Consider the following 17,319-nt stretch of genomic DNA (forward strand, 5'->3'; position numbering starts at 1 on the left):
GCACCGTGAGATATCCCGCCGCAGCGGGAAATCTCACGAGCGGACCTCAACGCAATCCGAGGAAGATCGACTTGCCCAATGGCACGCCGTTGTGGCGCAGGATGTCGTAGGCGGTGGTCAGGTGGAAATAGAAATTAGGCATGGCGGCATGCAGCAGATACTGCATTCCCGGCATCGAAACCTCGCGTCCCGCAAGCCGCAGTTCGACCATTCTGTCATCTGAACCATCGAATTCGGCTGCCGAGAACGTGGCGAGTAGATCGAGCGTCTTGGCTATGCGCGCCTGCAGATCGGCGAAGCTCGCCTCATTGTCCTCGTATTTTGGCACCTCACGCCCGGCAAGCCGCGACGGCGCGCCCTTGGCGTGATCGGTGGCAATCTGTACCTGCCTGGTCAGCGCAAACATGTCCGGCGCCAGCCTCGCCGTCAGATACACCTGCGGATCGATCTTGCGATCAGCCGCATTTTGCTCGGCAATGTCCAGCACATTGGCTAGTGCCTTCAGCCTCGCCGAAAATACCGGCACGGATGCTTCATACATTGATATGGTCACAAGAAATCTCCACGCGGCCCGACTGCCGACGGCGAGAGGTAGCGCTTTCGCAGGCGATTGTTCAAGCGTCACCACGTCGCCGCAATCGATATGATAGGATTTTTCATCGAGTGGAGGTTCCCGATGAGACGCGCCCTTTTTGCAGCGACCGCTTTTATCTCGCTTGCCGTTGCTGGCCAATCGGCGCTCGCCGCAGACGCGCCTTATATCGACGACAGGTCGAATGCCGAAGCGGTCATCCGGTCGCTTTATAGTGCCATCAGCCGGCACGAATTCGCGCGCGCCTGGGACTATTTCGGCGACACCAAGCCGGCCAAGGATTTCAATTCCTTCGTCAAAGGCTATGACAGCACCGACACGGTCGAAGTCAAAACCGGTGGCGTATCCGAAGATGGGGCTGCCGGCAGCATCTACTACAGCGTTCCGGTCGCCATCCGGGCGACGGCCAAGGACGGCAGCGAGAATGTCTTTGCCGGCTGCTATACGCTGCGCCAGATCAACGCCTCGATCCAGGAACCGCCATTTCGCGCGATCTTCATCGACAAGGGTGCGCTGAAACCGTCAAAGGCCGATTTCGAGGATGCCGTGCCGGCAAGCTGCGGCGAAGGACCGCCGCCGCCTAAGAAGGACGCAGCGCTTGAGCAGGCCAACAAGGCGTTTGCCGCGACTTATGGCGACCAGTGCGACAAGGATCTTTTGGCGCAGGAGCCGGACATTTTCTCGATCCACTATAAGGACAAGGATGCGGCTGCCAGCGATCCCGAAAGCGAAACGCGGCTTTTCCATTTCGCCTGCTCGGCCGCGGCCTACAACGAAAACTCGATCTATTACATGAGCGACGACGTGCTTGGCGTGAGACAATTGCAGTTCGCCGAACCTGAAATGGACATCCGCTACGAGAACAATGACAGCGACGGCAAATTGCTGGGCATGACCATAGTTGGCTTCCAGACCTCCGACTGGGCAACTAATTCCGACTACGACGAAGAGACCAAGACGATCACCACCTTCAACAAATGGCGTGGCATCGGCGATGCCTCTTCATCAGGAACCTATCTGTTCCGCAACGGCGATTTTTCCCTGGTCCAGTACGATGTCGACGCGTCTTACGACGGCGAGGAAAATCCGCAGACGGTCGTCGACTACAACACCGCGCCCTAAGGGGCCTTCGACAACATCCAGTTGAGTGTGCCGCGCCAGTCGGTCATGCGGATCGGTGTGCCATGCGTGCCGGTCTCGAAGCGGACGAAGCGCGTGGGATAGCTCTTCGATTTGGCCAGGATGGAGCGGAAGAAGCCTTCCTGTTTCTCGACCGGAAACACCGGATCCTTGCTGCCCTGGCCGAAGAAGACCGGAACACGGCGCTTGAAGGCCGGGCTTGAGAAGAAACTCTCATCCCACAGCGAGCCGAGCAGCAGCAGCCCGTCGATGCGCCCGCCGGTATCCTTGCGGGAGGCCAGCTTCCAGCACAACGCGCCTCCCATAGAGCCGCAGGCGACGAAGATTTTTGCGCGCGGCGATTGTTCGGCATAGTGGCCGATCAATGCGGCGATCTGGGCGGCACCGGCGTCGCCGAAGTCGGAAAAATCCGGCGACAGATAGAGGCCGCCATTGCCGGCCATCAAGTTCTTGATGCGGTTGAAATTACCGCCGAAGGTGAAGTCGTCGGTGCCCTGCTTACGGCTGCCACCCTGTCCGTGCAGATAAAGTACGATGATGCTGGCGCCCCCGACCTTGCCGACGGCGATGTGGCGGACATTGCCTGCATCGGTCGGCAGCAACAGATCCTGCTGCACCTTACGCACGCCGGTGTCGGTGTATTGCGCATGCACACGACGTTCAGGCACTTCGTCGCGGGCGTTGATGTCGCGCATCTCACGATAATCGATAACCGAATAGGCGCCGTTGTTTTCGGATGAGAGCGTCGCCGGATAGGCGAAGAGATCATCCTTGAAGGGTTTGAGTTCGAGAGCGTTGGCGTAGGCGGCGCAAGAGAGCGGCAAAAGAATCGCCATCAGCAGGGCTGGGAGGCCAGAGGGAGGCAAGCGGAACCGGAAGCAGGAACGAAAGGCCATCCCGCAGCCATGCGTTTTTCGGCTTTGGTTTGTCAATCCTGCAGCACGCCGCCGGCGCTTTCCAGCGCCTCGGGCGTGTCGACATCGACGGCTGCCCCTTCGCCGATCTCGACATCGATGACGTCGAGCCCTTCGGCCTCGACCAGATGGCGGGCACCGGTATCGCCTCCGAGGTGAGCGATCGCGGCGAACAGCGAGCGCGGCAGCACCACCGGGTTGCCGCGCCGGCCATCATGGGAGGCGCGCACCACCGATCGCCATTCGGACTTGCGGAACGCCTCGATCAGCCTGTCGAGGTCGGCCGAGGCGACGCCGGGCATATCGCCGAGGACGATCATGGCGCCGGTGGCGTCTCCGGAAATCTTTGCGATGCCTGCCTTCAGCGACGAAGACAGGCCCTCGGCGAAATCCGGATTGTCCGCGAAGGTCACATCCATGCCCGACAGTGCATCGCGCACGCGCTCGCGCTGGTGGCCGGTGACGACGATGGTGGCCGCGGCTTTCGAAGCGATCGCGCGTTCGGCAGTGCGACGGACCAGCGGCTTGCCGTCGAAGAGCGCCAAGAGCTTGTTCGGCCCGCCCATGCGGCTGGAGCGACCGGCGGCCAGAAGCACGATCTCGACCTTTGGTTCGGCTTTGGCCGGCAATGGCTCGCGCGGCTGCGGCCGCGTCGGAATTTCCATCAACAGCCCGCCGACACCCATGCCGGCAATATCCCTGGCGGTCACGTCGAGACCGGCGATCAGCCGGTCGAGCACCCAGTCGAAGCCGTTCTCCTTGGGGCTGCGGGCGCAGCCTGGCGCACCGATGATGCGCTTGCCGCCTAGAGTGCCTAGCACCAGCAGATTGCCGGGATCGACCGGCATACCGGCGCGGATGACAGTGCCGCCTGCCTTTTCGATGGCAGCGGGAACGACGTCGCCAAAATCGGCCATCGCCGAGGCGCCGAAGATAACCACCATATCGTTGTCACGGATCAGCGAGGCCGCAGCCTCGGCGACGGGAATAATTTCATGCGGCGTTCGACGCTCCGCCGTCAGCCTGCCGCCCGAACGCGCCAGGCGTGCTTCGGTGACGCGCAGCGTCTTATCGAGCACGCTGGGTTTGATGCCGGGCAGCACCGTCTGGATGACGCCGACGCGCACCGGCTGATAGGCGTTGACGGCAAAGATCTCGCCGCCGGCGCAGATCCTTGCCACCGCATCGACCAAAGCGGAGGCGACCGCAAACGGAATGATCTTCACCGTTGCTACCATCTGACCTTTTTCGACCGGCGCATGCTGCGCGAGCGTGGCGATGGTGATCGTCGGATCAACAGCGTTGATAGCGTCGATCATCGCCGCGTCGACGGTGAACATGCCGGCAGCGTGCGCGTGGAGGTTGACCCTGCCGGTCGCGGCGGGCTTCGCCTCGATGTTGCGGTGGACCATACATGCGGCGATCTTTTCGGCGGCCGCATCCTCGCTAAGATCATCGGGCGCCAACACCGCCGCGACGACCTCGGAAATGCCAGCGGCCTTCAACAGGGACAAATCCTCGGCGCTTAGCCTGTGCGCCTTGCGGAAGCGGCGCTCTCCGGCTGTGGTGGCGTGCGCAAGCACTGCCCCTTCGGCCGCATCGATCGCAACGGGACCAAATTTCACGCGACCGCGCCTTTGGATTCGAGGCCGCGGGAGCGAAAGGCGTGGATCGCTTGCGCCAAGACCGCGACGGCGATCTCGGCCGGGCTGGCGGCGCCGATGTCGAGGCCGATCGGGGCATGAATGCGAGCGATCTGGTCGGCGGTCGCCCCCGAAGCCAGCAGGCGTTCCACACGTTTGGTGTGGGTCTTGCGGCTGCCGAGCGCGCCGACATAGAAGCAGCCGGCGTCGAGCGCCGCCTTCAGCGCGAAATCGTCGATCTTCGGATCGTGGGTGAGAGCAGCCAGCGCCGTATAGCTATCGAGCGGCTGACGCTTCAGCACATCCTCCGGCCATTCGGCATGCAGCGCGATGTCGGGAAAGCGGTCGGACGTGGCAAAGGCCGTGCGCGGATCGATGATCTCGACAGGATAGCCGGCGATCCTGGCCATCGGTGCCAGCGCCTGGCTGATGTGGACGGCGCCGATCACCACCAGGCGCGGCTGCGGCAGATGTGCGTTGAGGAAGAACGTCCGCCCCTCAGCTTCGACCGAACCGGAATTGCCCGTGCGAAATGCCTTGGCGATGGCCGCCCCGAGTTCGCCGGCTACCCGGTCGCCCTCGCGCACGACACGGTCGCGGCCGTCGCCGAGGTCGGTGACCAGGATCGCCGCGCGGCGTGCGCGGCGTTCGGCGTTGAGTGTCTTCAGCGCGTAAGGATCCATCGAGAATCAGCCCAGCCTTTCGACATAGACCTTGATGCGGCCGCCGCAGGACAGGCCGACCTGCCAGGCGGTTTCGTCGGCGACCCCGAACTCCAGCATCTTCGCCTTGCCGCTATCGATAACATCGACCGCCTCGGTCACCACGGCGCCTTCGACGCAGCCGCCCGAGACGGAGCCATGGAAATTGCCTTCGGCGTCGATGACCAGGTGGCTGCCGACGGGACGCGGTGCCGAACCCCAGGTTTCGACCACGGTGGCGATGGCGACATCCTTGCCGTCCTTCATCCAGCTCTCCGCGATGATCAGCGGGTCGCGGGCCTCATCGAGATAGATGCTGTGTTCCATGATTTTCTCCCAGGGAGACATGTGGTTATGCCACGCGCTTCGCACCAGCCTCGATCCATCTGCGCGGGTCGACCGAACGGACCGAATTTTTTATCCAGCGACGCACAGAGATCGGCGAGCGCATCGAGATTGTGCACCGAACGGAATTCGTCGACATGCGGCAGCATCGCCTTGACGCCGCGGGCACGCGCCTCGAAGCCGTCGAAGCGCAGCAGCGGGTTCAACCAGATCGGCCGCCGGCAGGATTTATGCAGCCGTTCCATTTCTCCGACAGGCGTCTCGTCGATCGTCCGCGGCGCCGGACACTGTTTCAACTCGGTCATTCTGTCTCCGTGGGCGCGGCCATCTAAAGCCTCTACAGAGCGTGATAGCCGCGGTTGTGATAGATCAGTGGCCGCAAATTATCGCCGATGCGCAAACCTGTCACGTTGCCAAAAAGCACACGGTGCGTGGCCAGATCCTTGGTGTCGACCAACTCGCAGTCGAAGACGGCAAGGGCGCCCTTCAACGTCGGTGAACCGGTCGAGATCACATCCCATTCGGCCAGCGCGAAACGCTCCTCGACCGGTAGGCCGGTAATGCCGGAAAAGCCGATCGACAGCGGCTCCTGATCCGAAGCCAGCGTGTTCAGGGCAAATTTGCCGTTTTCCACGAACGGCTCGTTCTTGGAATTTTCACGATTGAGGCAAACCAGGATGGTCGGCGGCGTGTCCGACACCGAGCAGGCCGCGATCACCGTCGCGCCGCGCCTGCCGGCGGGGCCATCGGTGGTGACTACATGTACATGGCCGGCAAAATGGGCCATCGCGTCGCGGTAGGCCTGCGGCCCGATGTCATTCTTCTTCAGCACCGATGATTTCCACTAGTCAGAACCAACCGTTATATATGGCGGGATATTGCATGCCACAAGCGAAGTGCTTGAGCTATATCCCGAATTCCCGTGTTGCGCCAAAGCTGGCCAGCCTTTAGGTCTTGACGGCATTGGCGCCGGCAAAACACGCGATCGGCGCGGAGGAATTCTTCGCTCGCATGCGACCTTGGACAACCACGATAGCGGTGCTGGCCTGGCTCTCGGTCGCCTGCAGTGCAAATGCCGAGACGCTGCTGGTCGGCGTCGCGGCACCTTTGTCGGGGCCGTCGGCTATGCTCGGCAAACAGATCGAGGCAGGCGCGAAAATGGCGGCTGAAGCTGACGGTACCGAGATCAGGACGATCGATGACGCCTGCACGGCCGATGGTGGCGCCGCCGCAGCGAGGGAATTCGCCGCGGCGAAAGTCAATGTCGCCGTCGGTTTTCTCTGCACCGACGCAATCGAGGCGGCGCTGCCGATCCTGAAGGACGCTGGCATCCCGGTGATCACCGTCGGCGTCCGCACGGAAAGCCTGACCGACCGGCGCGCCAAGACGGGATGGCCGATCTATCGTCTCGGGCCGCGCGGCGACGACGAGCGCAATGCCGTCGCAGCCATCCTCACCCGCCTATGGCAGAACGAGCTGTTCGCCGTCGTCGACGATGGCACCATCTACGGCCGCGAAATGGCCGAGACGTTTCGGGCAGCCGCCGAGCAGGCGGCTCTGAAGCCGGTGTTCGTCGACACGTTCCGGCCGCAGCTCGACAACCAGATCGGCCTGATCGGCCGGCTGAAGAAAGCCGGCGCAACGCATGTCTTTGCCGGCGGCGACGGCGATGATGTCGCCATTATGGGCCGCGATGCCGGCCAGCTCGACACCGGCATGGTGTTTGCCGGCGGCGAAGCGTTGCGGGCGCCGCTCGGCGACGCGCCTTATGCCGCCGGCACGCTGATGATCGCGCCGCCCGAATGGGCCGATGTCGCCGACCCAAAGGTGCTGCAAAGCTTTGCCGGACAAAACATCGTGCCGGAAGGTTACACGCTGCCCGCCTATGCCGCGGTCGAGATCGCCAAGGCGGCCTCAGCATTGACGCAAAGCTCCGGCGAGAGGCTGGCCAACGTGTTGACCGCGCACGACTTCACCACGGCGATCGGACCGATCCGCTTTGACGAAAAAGGTGACCTGACGCAAAATCCTTATCGCGCCTACCGTTTCGACGGCGGCCGTTTCGTGCCGGTGGAGAGCCAATGATGTCCAGCACAGGGATGTTCCATACGGGTCCGCGCAATCTCATCACCGACGTCGCCGGCCTGCGTGTCGGCAATGCGGCTAATGCCAAGCTGAAATCCGGTGTGACCACCGTTGTCTGCGACGAACCGGCCGTCGCCGGCGTGCAAATCCTGGGCGGTGCGCCGGGCACCCGCGAAACCGACCTGCTCGAGCCGCACAATTCGATCCACGCCATCCATGCCGTGGTGCTTTCGGGCGGCTCGGCTTTTGGCCTTGACGCCGCGTCGGGGGTGCAGGCGTCATTGCGCGAAAGAGGCATCGGCGTCGAGGTCGGCGGCTTTCGGGTGCCGATCGTGCCGGCGGCGATCCTGTTCGACCTGCGCAATGGCGGCGACAAGGATTGGGACCGGTATCCGCCTTACCGTGACCTTGGCTACGAAGCCGCGCAAGCCGCCGCGATCGACTTTGCGCTCGGCACTGCCGGCGCAGGTAGCGGGGCTTTGAGCTCCGGCCTGAAGGGCGGGCTCGGCTCGGCCTCGACAGTGCTGGACAGCGGCGTCACCATCGGCGCGCTCGCCGCCGTCAACCCAACCGGCTCGGTGACGGTCGCCGGGACCCGCCATTTCTGGGCGGCGCCGTTCGAGATCGGCGACGAGTTCGGCGGCTTAGGCTATCCCCACCCGATGCCTGACGATGCCAGAAAGATCCTGCTGAAGTTCCGTGACAGGCATGCCGGAGAGCAGGCGGAAACCGGCGCCAACACGACCATTGCCGTGATCGCCACCGATGCGGTACTCACCAAGGCCGCCGCCAAACGCCTGGCGATATCAGCGCATGACGGCTTTGTCCGTGCCATCTGGCCGACGCACACGCCCGCAGACGGCGATCTGGTCTTCGCGCTGGCAACGGGCAAGAGCGGCATCGAGCTCGCACCCAACGATGCCATCGATCTCTACGCCGCGGCCGGCGCCACGATGGCGCGGGCCATCAGCCGCGGCGTCTTTGCCGCGACGCCGGCCGAGGGCGATCTGTTCCCGGTCTGGTCGTCGCGCTGACCGCGCCACGCTCATTCGGGTGAGCCGTAATCAGACTGGACTTATGATCAGGTGGGTTCGGATTTTTCTTCTTCGAACGTGACCGCAACATCCGAGTTTGCTGAGAGCCGCACCTTCTGGCCCTCGACCTCGGCGACAAGGCTGAGAGGAATGAAGTGGTGATGGCCCCTGTGAGCGCCCTCGCCGCTGTCGCGCTTGGTCAGCTTGATACGATCTCCGTCAACCTTGTCGACGGTACCGACATGGACGCCGTCGGCGCCGATCACTTCCATACGTTCGCGAATCTTGGCTGCATCTGTCATGGGGGTCTCCCTTAGAGCGCCGCGCGTCCTTTTGAACGCGCAAAGGACGCTCTAAACATTTTTAATCAATGCACCGTGCCTTCCGAAAATCGATACTGATTTTAGGAAGGCACGATGCGGTGAAGCTGCCGACAATAACAAACGACGGCCGGATTGGATGCATCGACTTTGTGTTTCAGTCAGCACGATCTTTTGACGGCATCGTGATAGGAATTTAACGGCGTCGACCGCCTGAATGGAAAGCCCCATGCGAAATCTTGCCCTGTTTGCCGTCTGCCTGCTTGCCCCGCTTGCAACCTTGGCCGCCGCCCACGCAGGCGATGTCGCCGAGCTTGAGATCCTCGGCTTCAGCCGTGATGGCGGGGTCTTTGCCTTCGAGGAATACGGCGTCCAGGACGGATCGGGATTTCCCTATGCGAACCGCTATTATATCGACACGGCCGACGACAGTTTCCTGAAGGGTTCGCCGATCCATGTCCGGCTCGACGACGAGAATGCCGCGGTGGACGCAGCGCGGCTGCAGGCCCGGCAAAAGGGCGAAGCGATCGTCAGTCAGGCGGAACTGACGGCAAATCGCGGCATCACCGCCGGCCTCAACCCGGTGACCGAGCTTTCTGCCGATCCCTTCCGGATGGTGGTCAATCCGCGCCCGATCTTTTCGCCGGTCGACGATCCGCTTGAGTTCCGGCTCGACCAGATCGGCATGAATGACACCGAACGCTGCCAGAGCCAGGGCGAGATCAATGGCTTTCGCCTGCTGCGCATCGAGGCGAAGGACGGCGGCCAGACGAGGATTATCCACGAGGACAAATCGATCCCGCAAAGCAGAGGCTGTCCGAATGGCTACCAGATCGGCGCGGTTCAGACATTTTCGCTGGATAGCCTCAGCGCCTATGCCGTGCTGATCGCGGTGCGCCAATACGGCTTCGAAGGGCCGGACTATCGCTGGATCGCGGTAACCGGTCGCCTTTGACGTTCCCCGCCATGCGCTATAGCGCTCTGCGCCGTCTCCGCCGCGCTCTGCCGTCGCTGCGCGCCGCATTTGCCGGTGCCTTGCTGTGGGCCACAGCGATGGGCGCCAGCGCGCTGCTCAATCTGCTGCAGTACGATTGGGAGACCCCGGCAAAGATCCGCTTCGTCTCGCTGCTTTATGCTGCCGGCGGTGCGCTCGCTTTCCCGATTGGGCTGTTCCTGGCGCGGCTCGTCTCGCTCGGACGCCACTGGGAGATCGCCCTCGCCGCCGCCTTCGTCTGCCTTCTCGCAGCGACGATCGCCTGCACCGGCGGCCTCTTTGGGCTGCAATACCGCTCCTACTATGTCCAATGGCATGCGCCCGTGTTCACCATCACCTGGGTTTTCCAGTTCGTGTTCACGATGTTGACGGCACTCTATCAGTTCGTCGTCCTCGGCATCCGGCTGTATTTTCCGCTCGGTTTCATTGCGCTCGCTGTCGCCAGTGTCTGGTTTGCACGCCAGCAACGTTGAGCATTTTGCCTGCCTCTGTTAGGACGCGGGCAAATGCTCTCGCAAGTCAGGACCGACTGATGATCCCTCGCTACTCCCGGCCGGAAATGGTGGCCATCTGGTCGCCCGAAACCCGGTTCCGCATCTGGTTCGAGATCGAGGCCTACGCGTGCGACGCATTGGCGGAGCTCGGCGTCATCCCGAAGGAGGCCGCCAAGACCATCTGGCAGAAAGGCGGGGCGGCGAAGTTCGATGTCGAGGCGATCGACGAGATCGAGCGCGTCACCAAGCACGATGTCATCGCCTTTCTCACCCATCTTGCCGAATTCGTCGGGCCGGATGCCCGCTTCATCCACCAGGGCATGACATCCTCCGACGTTCTCGACACCTGTTTTGCCGTGCAGCTCACCCGCGCCAGCGACATCCTGCTGGCCGACATTGACGGGCTGCTTGCGGCGCTCAAGCGCCGCGCCTTCGAGCACAAGGACACGATCACAATCGGCCGCAGCCATGGCATCCATGCCGAGCCGACCACCTTCGGCGTCAAGCTGGCGCAGGCCTATGCCGAATTCTCGCGTTGCCGCGAGAGGCTGGTGCACGCACGCGAGGACATCGCCACCTGTGCCATCTCCGGTGCGGTCGGCACCTTCGCCAATATCGACCCCTATGTCGAAGAATATGTGGCCAAGAAACTCGGACTGAAACCGGAGCCGGTGTCGACGCAGGTGATCCCGCGCGACCGCCATGCGATGTTCTTCGCCACTCTCGGCGTCATCGCCTCGTCGATCGAGCGGCTGGCGATCGAGGTGCGCCATCTGCAGCGCACCGAGGTGCTCGAGGCAGAAGAGTACTTTTCACCCGGACAGAAGGGTTCGTCGGCGATGCCGCACAAGCGCAACCCGGTGCTGACCGAGAACCTCACCGGCCTTGCCCGCATGGTGCGCTCCTTCGCATTGCCGGCAATGGAGAATGTGGCGCTCTGGCACGAGCGCGACATCTCGCATTCCTCGGTCGAGCGCATGATCGGGCCCGACGCGACGGTGACGCTCGATTTCGCGCTCTCACGGCTGACCAGCGTTGTCGATAAACTGCTCGTCTACCCCGACAACATGCTGAAGAACATGAACAAATTCCGCGGCCTTGTGCATTCGCAGCGCGTGCTGCTAGCGCTGACGCAAGCCGGCGTTTCGCGCGAGGACGCCTACCGGCTGGTGCAGCGCAATGCGATGAAGGTATGGGAGCAAGGCGCTGATTTTCTTGAGGAACTTCTGGCCGACAAGGACGTTGTCGCAGCCTTGCCCGAGGCCGAGATCCGCGAGAAATTCGACTTGGGCTATCATACCAAGCACGTCGATACGATCTTCAGCCGAGTGTTTGGAGAAGCCTGATGATTTCGGCGGCCGGAGATTTCGATTTCCTTGCCCTGCCCGGGCGCGGCAATTCCGGGCCAGATCATTGGATGTCGCATTGGTGCCGGGTGTTCCCCAATTCGAGCCGCGTGCTGCAGGCTGAGTGGGACCGGCCGAAGCCTGAAGACTGGATCGGCCAGGTAGATGCCGCGGTGGCCGCCGCACCGCGCCGCATCGTGCTGCTTGCGCATTCGCTAGCGGTGGCGACGGCGGTGAAGTGGGCTGCTAGCGCCAGTCAAAGCCAACTCGACAAGGTCGCGGCGGCATTCCTGGTTGCCGCGACCAATGTCGAGGATGCCGATCCCTCATTCGACGCGGTGCGCCCGTTCGCGCCGATGCCGCTGAAGCGCCTGCCCTTCCCGACATTGGTGGTGGCGAGCCGCAGCGACCCACGCGTCACCTTCGACAAGGCGACCGTTTTTGCCGCCGCCTGGGGCGCGGATATCGCCGATGCCGGCGATCTTGGCCATATGGGGAACGAGGCCGGCCTCGGCTTATGGCCAGCGGGCCTGCTCATGCTTGGCCGCTTGCTCGAAAAAGCAAACCTCTAACCTACGCCTTACCGGGAACCGTCCTTATCACCGTGCCCCACGGATCCTCGCGGGTGGTCTCGCTTGCGGCATTGTCCGAACGCATCTCGACCCAGGCCAGGCCGGAGCGGGCGGGATCGCGGCGACCGGCGCCCGCGCTCTGCCACGCATTTGCGCCAATGTGGTGATGATAGCCGCCGGACGACAGGAATACCGCCGCGCCACCGTACTTTGCCACCGTGTCGAAACCGAACTCCTGATGCCACCATGCTTCGGCTTCTTCCGGCCTGCCAACCCGCAAATGGACGTGGCCGATAATGCTGTTTTCCGGCGCGCCCTGCCAGCCGGTGTCGCCGGCCGGCACCTCGGCAACGACCGACGGAATGTTCAGCCGCTCCGTCGCCATCGCTATCTTGTCGCCGTTCCATTTCCAATCCTGCGGGCGGCGGTCGGCATAGATCTCGATGCCGTTGCCTTCCGGGTCGGTAAGATAAAGCGCCTCGCTGACCAGATGATCGGATGCACCCTCGATGCCGATCTTGCCGGCGATGGCGTGGTTGATCCAGCGGCCGAGATCGGCACGGCTGGGTAGCAGGAAGGCGGTGTGGAAAAGACCGGCGCTGCGCGGGTCATCGGGTTTCGCGGCCGGATCCGCTTCGATGTCGAGCAAAGGGCGATTGACTGCGCCGAGCGTAATCGTGCCGCCGGCGCGGCTCAGTTCCTGCAAACCGACGACTTTGCGATAGTAGGCAGCGAGATTTTCTGCATCGCGCGCCCGCAAGCCGACGCGGGCAACGCTGACCGGGGTCGTCGCGGCAAAAGGCAGTTCGCTCATCAAAGTGCTCCGTTCAGGCGGCGCTCGACAAGCTTCCAACAGAGGAACCCGGCGCCATCAATCATTCTACGCCGTGTCCGTGCCAAAATCTCGGAACAGCCATTCTTTCCCGGCGACAGATCGTCGATCGCGATCGTTCACACAAGAGCGCAAGAAGCGAACATGGTGTTCACAATAGCGATCAGAACCGGGTTCGTGAGAGGCCGTTTGCGTGTCGCTGTTGAGTTCATACCCGGTTGCACCCGACAGCGCCTCTCGCTACATGCGCGCCATGAAAGTCAGGGAAGCAGATATTCTCATCGTGCCGGGCTACACCAATTCCGGCCCCGATCATTGGCAGAGCCGCTGGCAGTCGAAACTGTCGACAGCGCGCCGCGTCGAACAGACGGAATGGTCGAAGCCGGTGCGCGAGGATTGGACGGCCGGTGTCGCCAAGGCGGTTAACGAGGCCGAGCGGCCGGTCGTCATCGTCGCTCATTCGCTTGGCGTCGCAGCGGTCATCCAGGCCTTGCCTCGGTTTGAGCGGCCGGTCGCCGGCGCTTTTTTCGTGGCGCCGCCCGATGTCGCCAATCCAAAGATAAAGCCCAGGCACCTGATGACCTTCGGCCCCTATCCGCGCGACCCGCTGCCGTTTCCGTCGGTGGTGATCGCCAGCCGCAACGACCCGTTCTGCGCCTTCGGCGTCGCCGAGGACATTGCCGCGGCTTGGGGGTCGCTGTTCATCGACGCCGGCGATGCCGGCCATCTCAACGCAGATTCCGGCTTTGGCCCTTGGCCCGAAGGCTCGATGACGTTCGCGAAATTCCTGACGGATCTTTAGGAAGCGATCGAATCCCTGACGCTGTTCAGCAGGGTCTTTGCCCCAAGCGAAATCAGCGAATGCTCGGAACCCATCGCCAGCAGCCGGTAACCCATCGACACCACGCGACCGGCGATGGCCGGTTCCATCACATAGATCGCCGCATGCTTGCCGGCTTTGCGGGTGCGCTCGGCGATCGAGGCGACGGTCTCCATCATGCTCTCCAGCGTCGAACTGACGGTGGTGCCCTTCGACCAGGCGATCGAGAAATCCGAAGGGCCCAGGAAGATACCGTCGATGCCCGGCGTGTCGAGGATGCCATCGAGTGCATCAAGCGCGGCGCGCGTTTCGACCATGGCGAACGCCATGGTGCGCTGGTTGCTGTCGCGCAGCCAGTCGGCATAATCGCCCTTGCCATGGCGCGGAAAGGCATAGGTGGGGCCCCAGGAGCGCTCGCCTAGCGGCGGGTATTTCATGGCGGCGGCAAACAGCTTTGCGTCCGCCACCGAATTCACCATCGGGGCGATCACCGCCTCGGCGCCGAAGTCAAGCGCACGGCTGGCCATGTCGAAGCGGCCGACCGGAATGCGCACCAAAGCCGGCTTGTTGGCGGCCAGCACCGGCACAAGCCCGCGCAGCACGCTGTCCTCGTGATGGCCACCATGCTGCATGTCGAGCGTAACCGCGTCGAACCCTTGTCTGGCCAGTATCTCGACCGTCAAGGCATCCGGCACGCCGGACCATGCAGTGAACAGCGTCTCGTCGGCCGCAAGGCGTGACTTCAGGGACATTGGCGATTTCCTCTTTGGTTGCAGCAATTCAGCCGGAAATGACCGCAAAGGCAAAGAAAAACCGCCCGGCTAGGCCGGGCGGTCGATTGGTCCAGAATGCGATCGGAACGAGCGGAAGGATCAGGTGTTCTTGATCTGCTCGATCGCCTGCGCCATCAATTCATCCATGGTGCGGCGGATCTGATGGTCCGACTGGTCGATGCCGGCTGCATCGAAATCCTTGCGTATCTTGCGGAAAACGTCGTGATCGCCTGCTTCCTCGATGTCGCTGACGACCACTTCCCTGGCATAGGCGTCGGCATCGGCGCCTGACTTGCCGAGCTTTTCGGCAGCCCACAGGCCGAGCGCTCTGTTGCGGCGTGCCGCAGCCTTGAACCGAAGTTCCTCGTCGAATGCGAATTTGCGCTCAAAGCCCTCTTCGCGGTCTTTCATGCTGCTCATGGCATCCCTCCGTGAAATCCGATTCGTTGTGCCAATATGTGTTGCCGGAGCACAAACCAAAAGGGCGCCGGCCGGTCAATATGCTACATTGCTTGCTGCGCTGCGGCATTTCGGTCCCCGAAAGCGGTTGATTGAAAGGATTTGCCGATTGAGCAAACAGTGCGATTGGGATAGACACCGGCATTGAACCCCACCGTCGCCATCTTATTTTAGGCAGACGGACAGGAACTGGTCGCTTGCCGCCTGCCCGCAAATCCAGAGAAAAATCAGATGAAAAATCGCCGCCGCATTTATGAAGGCAAGGCCAAGATCCTTTATGAGGGACCGGAGCCTGGCACGCTGATCCAGTTCTTCAAGGACGACGCCACCGCTTTCAACAAGAAGAAGCATGAAATCGTTGATGGTAAAGGCGTACTCAACAACCGCATTTCCGAGCACATTTTCAACCACCTCAACCGGATGGGCATTCCGACCCACTTCATCCGCCGGCTCAACATGCGCGAGCAGCTGATCAAGGAAGTCGAGATCATCCCACTCGAAGTGGTGGTGCGCAACGTCGCCGCCGGCTCGCTGGCCAAACGTCTCGGCATCGAGGAAGGCACCGTGCTGCCGCGCTCGATCATCGAATTCTATTACAAGGCCGATGCGCTCGACGATCCGATGGTCTCGGAAGAGCACATCACCGCCTTCGGCTGGGCGAGCCCGCAGGAGATCGACGACGTCATGGCGCTGGCCATCCGCGTCAACGACTTCCTTTCCGGTCTGTTCATGGGTGTCGGCATCCAGCTCGTCGACTTCAAGATCGAATGCGGCCGCCTGTTCGAAGGCGACATGATGCGCATCGTCGTCGCCGACGAGATCTCGCCGGATTCCTGCCGGCTGTGGGACGTGGCGACCCAGGACAAGCTCGACAAGGACCGCTTCCGCCGCGACATGGGCGGGCTCGTTGAAGCCTATCAGGAAGTTGCCCGCCGCCTCGGCATCATGAACGAGAACGAGCCGCCGCGCCCTGCCGGACCGGTGCTCGTCGCTTCGACCGACGGTGTCAAAGGCAAGCCGCACTGACGGCTTACCCGCTCAACAGGTGAACAGGAGCATGTCCAGCGTGATCAAGGCCCGCATTACCGTAACCCTCAAGAACGGCGTGCTCGACCCACAAGGCAAGGCAATCGAGCATGCGCTTTCCGGAATGGGTTTCGGCGGCGTCGGCCAGGTGCGGCAAGGCAAGGTTTTCGATATCGAGCTTGCCGAGGGCGACAGGGCCAAGGCCGAGGCGGATCTGAAAGCCATGTGCGACAAGCTTCTGGCGAATACGGTGATTGAGAATTATAGTGTGGCCATTACCTGAGGTTGTGCCCGAGGGTAGATGACCGAGATCAATGGAAGCCTGATTTTTGAAGTCCTCAAATCCATTCAGTTGCGGCTGGACACGATGGATTTGACACTTGGCGAGGTAAAGTCCGAGTTGGGTTCGATCCGTGGTCATCTCGTCGCCACCGAGGGCGATGTGAAGAACATTTACGGCGTGCTGGCGCGGCAGGACGATCGCCTCGAACATATCGAACGCCGCCTAGAATTGCGCGAACTCGCCGAAGCCCAGAGGCCCTACGAACCAAAATGAAATCAGCCGTCGTCCTGCTCCCCGGCCTTAATCGCGACCGTGACATGATCGCGGCGCTGACCAAGATTTCCGGCACGCCGCCGGTCACCGTCTGGCAGACCGACACTGAAATCCCCGATGTCGACCTGATCGCCATTCCCGGCGGCTTTTCCTTTGGCGATTATCTGCGCTGCGGCGCTATTGCCGCGCGCATGCCGGTGATGCGGGCTGTCGCCGAAAAAGCGGCCAAGGGCGTCACGGTCATCGGCGTCTGCAACGGCTTCCAGATCCTGGTCGAGGCCGGCCTGCTGCCGGGCGCACTGATGCGCAACACCTCGCTGAAATTCGTCTGCCGGCAAGTCAAGCTGCAGATCGCCAATGCCAACACGATGTTCACCAGCCGGTATCAGCCGGGCCAGGTCATCCGCGCGCCGGTGGCGCATCATGACGGCAATTATTTTGCCGATGCCAAAACGCTGGCCCGCCTCGAAGGCGAAGGCCAGGTGGTGTTCCGCTACGCGGAAGGCACCAATCCCAACGGCTCGATCAACGACATTGCCGGCATCCTCAACGGCCGTGGCAATGTGCTCGGCCTGATGCCGCATCCCGAGAACCTGATCGAAGCGGCGCATGGCGGCAGCGACGGCCGGGCGCTGTTCGAAAGCGCGCTGGGCATCGCCGCTTGATGCATTCA

Annotated in this window: 22 protein-coding genes and 1 pseudogene; 12 read left to right on the plus strand and 11 right to left on the minus strand. The window is 62.4% G+C overall.

Annotation, left to right across the window (positions count from 1 at the left end; all coding sequences use genetic code 11):
• Window positions 1–46: 46 nt before the first annotated feature.
• Complete coding sequence (locus NKH13_RS04145; protein WP_352714660.1) at window positions 47–553, minus strand: DUF1993 domain-containing protein; 507 nt, start codon at window positions 551–553, stop codon at window positions 47–49.
• A 123-nt stretch (window positions 554–676) separates the two neighbouring features.
• Here NKH13_RS04145 and NKH13_RS04150 point away from each other — a divergent pair, with 123 nt between their 5' ends.
• Window positions 677–1,714: a DUF1176 domain-containing protein gene (locus NKH13_RS04150; RefSeq protein WP_352714662.1), complete on the plus strand. Its 1,038-nt coding sequence runs from the start codon at window positions 677–679 to the stop codon at window positions 1,712–1,714.
• Here the strand turns inward: NKH13_RS04150 and NKH13_RS04155 are convergent.
• The 6 genes and pseudogenes from NKH13_RS04155 to NKH13_RS04180 all read right to left on the minus strand — a co-directional run bounded on the left by NKH13_RS04155 (window position 1,711) and on the right by NKH13_RS04180 (window position 6,167).
• The gene (locus NKH13_RS04155) at window positions 1,711–2,568 is read right to left on the minus strand and encodes an alpha/beta hydrolase (RefSeq protein ID WP_352714663.1); all 858 of its coding nucleotides are present in this window, start codon (window positions 2,566–2,568) and stop codon (window positions 1,711–1,713) included. The genes NKH13_RS04150 and NKH13_RS04155 overlap by 4 nt on opposite strands.
• A 92-nt stretch (window positions 2,569–2,660) precedes the next feature.
• On the minus strand, window positions 2,661–4,271 hold the full coding sequence (locus NKH13_RS04160) for an NTP transferase domain-containing protein (RefSeq protein WP_352910821.1): 1,611 nt from the start codon (window positions 4,269–4,271) through the stop codon (window positions 2,661–2,663).
• Complete coding sequence (locus NKH13_RS04165; protein ID WP_352714667.1) at window positions 4,268–4,972, minus strand: XdhC family protein; 705 nt, start codon at window positions 4,970–4,972, stop codon at window positions 4,268–4,270. The genes NKH13_RS04160 and NKH13_RS04165 overlap by 4 nt, the downstream gene beginning before the upstream one ends.
• A gap of 6 nt (window positions 4,973–4,978) precedes the next feature.
• Window positions 4,979–5,317, minus strand: coding sequence for an XdhC family protein (locus NKH13_RS04170; RefSeq protein ID WP_352714669.1), 339 nt, complete (start codon window positions 5,315–5,317; stop codon window positions 4,979–4,981).
• A gap of 25 nt (window positions 5,318–5,342) precedes the next feature.
• A pseudogene (locus NKH13_RS04175) lies at window positions 5,343–5,583 on the minus strand (VWA domain-containing protein); the annotation flags it as partial.
• A gap of 89 nt (window positions 5,584–5,672) precedes the next feature.
• Window positions 5,673–6,167 carry a flavin reductase gene (locus NKH13_RS04180; RefSeq protein WP_352467274.1) on the minus strand — a complete coding sequence of 165 codons (495 nt, stop codon included), beginning with the start codon at window positions 6,165–6,167 and terminating at the stop codon, window positions 5,673–5,675.
• Between the two features lie 179 nt (window positions 6,168–6,346).
• On the opposite strand from NKH13_RS04180, the gene NKH13_RS04185 reads away from it, so the two are divergent.
• Both NKH13_RS04185 and NKH13_RS04190 read left to right on the plus strand, forming a co-directional pair.
• Window positions 6,347–7,420, plus strand: a complete 1,074-nt coding sequence (locus NKH13_RS04185) for a branched-chain amino acid ABC transporter substrate-binding protein (RefSeq protein ID WP_352714671.1) — start codon at window positions 6,347–6,349, stop codon at window positions 7,418–7,420.
• Between the two features lie 14 nt (window positions 7,421–7,434).
• Entirely contained in the window at window positions 7,435–8,454 is a 1,020-nt protein-coding gene (locus NKH13_RS04190) for a P1 family peptidase (protein ID WP_352715208.1), read from the plus strand.
• Between the two features lie 47 nt (window positions 8,455–8,501).
• Here NKH13_RS04190 and NKH13_RS04195 read toward each other — a convergent pair whose 3' ends face one another.
• Window positions 8,502–8,756 carry a DUF2171 domain-containing protein gene (locus NKH13_RS04195; RefSeq protein ID WP_023674734.1) on the minus strand — a complete coding sequence of 85 codons (255 nt, stop codon included), beginning with the start codon at window positions 8,754–8,756 and terminating at the stop codon, window positions 8,502–8,504.
• A 247-nt stretch (window positions 8,757–9,003) separates the two neighbouring features.
• Here NKH13_RS04195 and NKH13_RS04200 point away from each other — a divergent pair, with 247 nt between their 5' ends.
• From NKH13_RS04200 to NKH13_RS04215, 4 genes are read left to right on the plus strand one after another with little or no spacing between them, the layout of a single operon-like run.
• Window positions 9,004–9,729: a DUF2259 domain-containing protein gene (locus NKH13_RS04200; RefSeq protein ID WP_352714673.1), complete on the plus strand. Its 726-nt coding sequence runs from the start codon at window positions 9,004–9,006 to the stop codon at window positions 9,727–9,729.
• A gap of 11 nt (window positions 9,730–9,740) precedes the next feature.
• On the plus strand, window positions 9,741–10,241 hold the full coding sequence (locus NKH13_RS04205; protein WP_352714675.1) for a hypothetical protein: 501 nt from the start codon (window positions 9,741–9,743) through the stop codon (window positions 10,239–10,241).
• Between the two features lie 59 nt (window positions 10,242–10,300).
• The gene (gene purB, locus NKH13_RS04210; protein WP_352714677.1) at window positions 10,301–11,608 is read left to right on the plus strand and encodes an adenylosuccinate lyase; all 1,308 of its coding nucleotides are present in this window, start codon (window positions 10,301–10,303) and stop codon (window positions 11,606–11,608) included.
• On the plus strand, window positions 11,608–12,180 hold the full coding sequence (locus NKH13_RS04215; protein WP_352714679.1) for an RBBP9/YdeN family alpha/beta hydrolase: 573 nt from the start codon (window positions 11,608–11,610) through the stop codon (window positions 12,178–12,180). The genes purB and NKH13_RS04215 overlap by 1 nt, the downstream gene beginning before the upstream one ends.
• A 1-nt stretch (window position 12,181) precedes the next feature.
• Here NKH13_RS04215 and NKH13_RS04220 read toward each other — a convergent pair whose 3' ends face one another.
• On the minus strand, window positions 12,182–12,994 hold the full coding sequence (locus tag NKH13_RS04220; protein ID WP_352714681.1) for a VOC family protein: 813 nt from the start codon (window positions 12,992–12,994) through the stop codon (window positions 12,182–12,184).
• Window positions 12,995–13,265: 271 nt separating this feature from the next.
• Between NKH13_RS04220 and NKH13_RS04225 the strand changes: the two genes are divergently transcribed.
• Window positions 13,266–13,814 carry an RBBP9/YdeN family alpha/beta hydrolase gene (locus NKH13_RS04225; RefSeq protein WP_352715211.1) on the plus strand — a complete coding sequence of 183 codons (549 nt, stop codon included), beginning with the start codon at window positions 13,266–13,268 and terminating at the stop codon, window positions 13,812–13,814.
• On the opposite strand, the gene NKH13_RS04230 is transcribed toward NKH13_RS04225, so the two are convergent.
• Complete coding sequence (locus NKH13_RS04230; RefSeq protein ID WP_352714683.1) at window positions 13,811–14,584, minus strand: HpcH/HpaI aldolase family protein; 774 nt, start codon at window positions 14,582–14,584, stop codon at window positions 13,811–13,813. The two genes, NKH13_RS04225 and NKH13_RS04230, sit on opposite strands and share 4 nt — an antisense overlap.
• A gap of 120 nt (window positions 14,585–14,704) precedes the next feature.
• Window positions 14,705–15,025, minus strand: a complete 321-nt coding sequence (locus NKH13_RS04235) for a DUF1476 domain-containing protein (RefSeq protein ID WP_023674726.1) — start codon at window positions 15,023–15,025, stop codon at window positions 14,705–14,707.
• 270 nt (window positions 15,026–15,295) lie between these two features.
• Between NKH13_RS04235 and purC the strand changes: the two genes are divergently transcribed.
• The 4 genes from purC to purQ are packed head-to-tail and all read left to right on the plus strand — an operon-like array spanning window position 15,296 to window position 17,311.
• Complete coding sequence (gene purC / locus NKH13_RS04240; RefSeq protein ID WP_023674725.1) at window positions 15,296–16,090, plus strand: phosphoribosylaminoimidazolesuccinocarboxamide synthase; 795 nt, start codon at window positions 15,296–15,298, stop codon at window positions 16,088–16,090.
• Between the two features lie 40 nt (window positions 16,091–16,130).
• On the plus strand, window positions 16,131–16,373 hold the full coding sequence (purS, locus tag NKH13_RS04245; protein WP_292659850.1) for a phosphoribosylformylglycinamidine synthase subunit PurS: 243 nt from the start codon (window positions 16,131–16,133) through the stop codon (window positions 16,371–16,373).
• 18 nt (window positions 16,374–16,391) lie between these two features.
• Window positions 16,392–16,646, plus strand: a complete 255-nt coding sequence (locus NKH13_RS04250) for a hypothetical protein (protein WP_352467267.1) — start codon at window positions 16,392–16,394, stop codon at window positions 16,644–16,646.
• Complete coding sequence (gene purQ / locus NKH13_RS04255) at window positions 16,643–17,311, plus strand: phosphoribosylformylglycinamidine synthase subunit PurQ (protein WP_352714685.1); 669 nt, start codon at window positions 16,643–16,645, stop codon at window positions 17,309–17,311. The genes NKH13_RS04250 and purQ overlap by 4 nt, the downstream gene beginning before the upstream one ends.
• Window positions 17,312–17,319 lie beyond the last annotated feature (8 nt).

Source organism: Mesorhizobium sp. M1348, from assembly GCF_040317925.1.
Lineage (GTDB): Bacteria > Pseudomonadota > Alphaproteobacteria > Rhizobiales > Rhizobiaceae > Mesorhizobium.

Bases quoted from the DNA above. Each gene is read 5' to 3' on its own strand.
- NKH13_RS04150 (WP_352714662.1), top strand. From the start codon at position 677: ATGAGACGCGCCCTTTTTGCAGCGACCGCTTTTATCTCGCTTGCCGTT.
- NKH13_RS04155 (WP_352714663.1), bottom strand. From the start codon at position 2,568: ATGGCGATTCTTTTGCCGCTCTCTTGCGCCGCCTACGCCAACGCTCTC.
- NKH13_RS04165 (WP_352714667.1), bottom strand. From the start codon at position 4,972: ATGGATCCTTACGCGCTGAAGACACTCAACGCCGAACGCCGCGCACGC.
- NKH13_RS04170 (WP_352714669.1), bottom strand. From the start codon at position 5,317: ATGGAACACAGCATCTATCTCGATGAGGCCCGCGACCCGCTGATCATC.
- NKH13_RS04185 (WP_352714671.1), top strand. From the start codon at position 6,347: ATGCGACCTTGGACAACCACGATAGCGGTGCTGGCCTGGCTCTCGGTC.
- NKH13_RS04190 (WP_352715208.1), top strand. From the start codon at position 7,435: ATGTTCCATACGGGTCCGCGCAATCTCATCACCGACGTCGCCGGCCTG.
- NKH13_RS04195 (WP_023674734.1), bottom strand. From the start codon at position 8,756: ATGACAGATGCAGCCAAGATTCGCGAACGTATGGAAGTGATCGGCGCC.
- NKH13_RS04200 (WP_352714673.1), top strand. From the start codon at position 9,004: ATGCGAAATCTTGCCCTGTTTGCCGTCTGCCTGCTTGCCCCGCTTGCA.
- NKH13_RS04205 (WP_352714675.1), top strand. From the start codon at position 9,741: ATGCGCTATAGCGCTCTGCGCCGTCTCCGCCGCGCTCTGCCGTCGCTG.
- purB (WP_352714677.1), top strand. From the start codon at position 10,301: ATGATCCCTCGCTACTCCCGGCCGGAAATGGTGGCCATCTGGTCGCCC.
- NKH13_RS04215 (WP_352714679.1), top strand. From the start codon at position 11,608: ATGATTTCGGCGGCCGGAGATTTCGATTTCCTTGCCCTGCCCGGGCGC.
- NKH13_RS04220 (WP_352714681.1), bottom strand. From the start codon at position 12,994: ATGAGCGAACTGCCTTTTGCCGCGACGACCCCGGTCAGCGTTGCCCGC.
- NKH13_RS04225 (WP_352715211.1), top strand. From the start codon at position 13,266: ATGAAAGTCAGGGAAGCAGATATTCTCATCGTGCCGGGCTACACCAAT.
- NKH13_RS04230 (WP_352714683.1), bottom strand. From the start codon at position 14,584: ATGTCCCTGAAGTCACGCCTTGCGGCCGACGAGACGCTGTTCACTGCA.
- NKH13_RS04235 (WP_023674726.1), bottom strand. From the start codon at position 15,025: ATGAGCAGCATGAAAGACCGCGAAGAGGGCTTTGAGCGCAAATTCGCA.
- purC (WP_023674725.1), top strand. From the start codon at position 15,296: ATGAAAAATCGCCGCCGCATTTATGAAGGCAAGGCCAAGATCCTTTAT.
- NKH13_RS04250 (WP_352467267.1), top strand. From the start codon at position 16,392: ATGACCGAGATCAATGGAAGCCTGATTTTTGAAGTCCTCAAATCCATT.
- purQ (WP_352714685.1), top strand. From the start codon at position 16,643: ATGAAATCAGCCGTCGTCCTGCTCCCCGGCCTTAATCGCGACCGTGAC.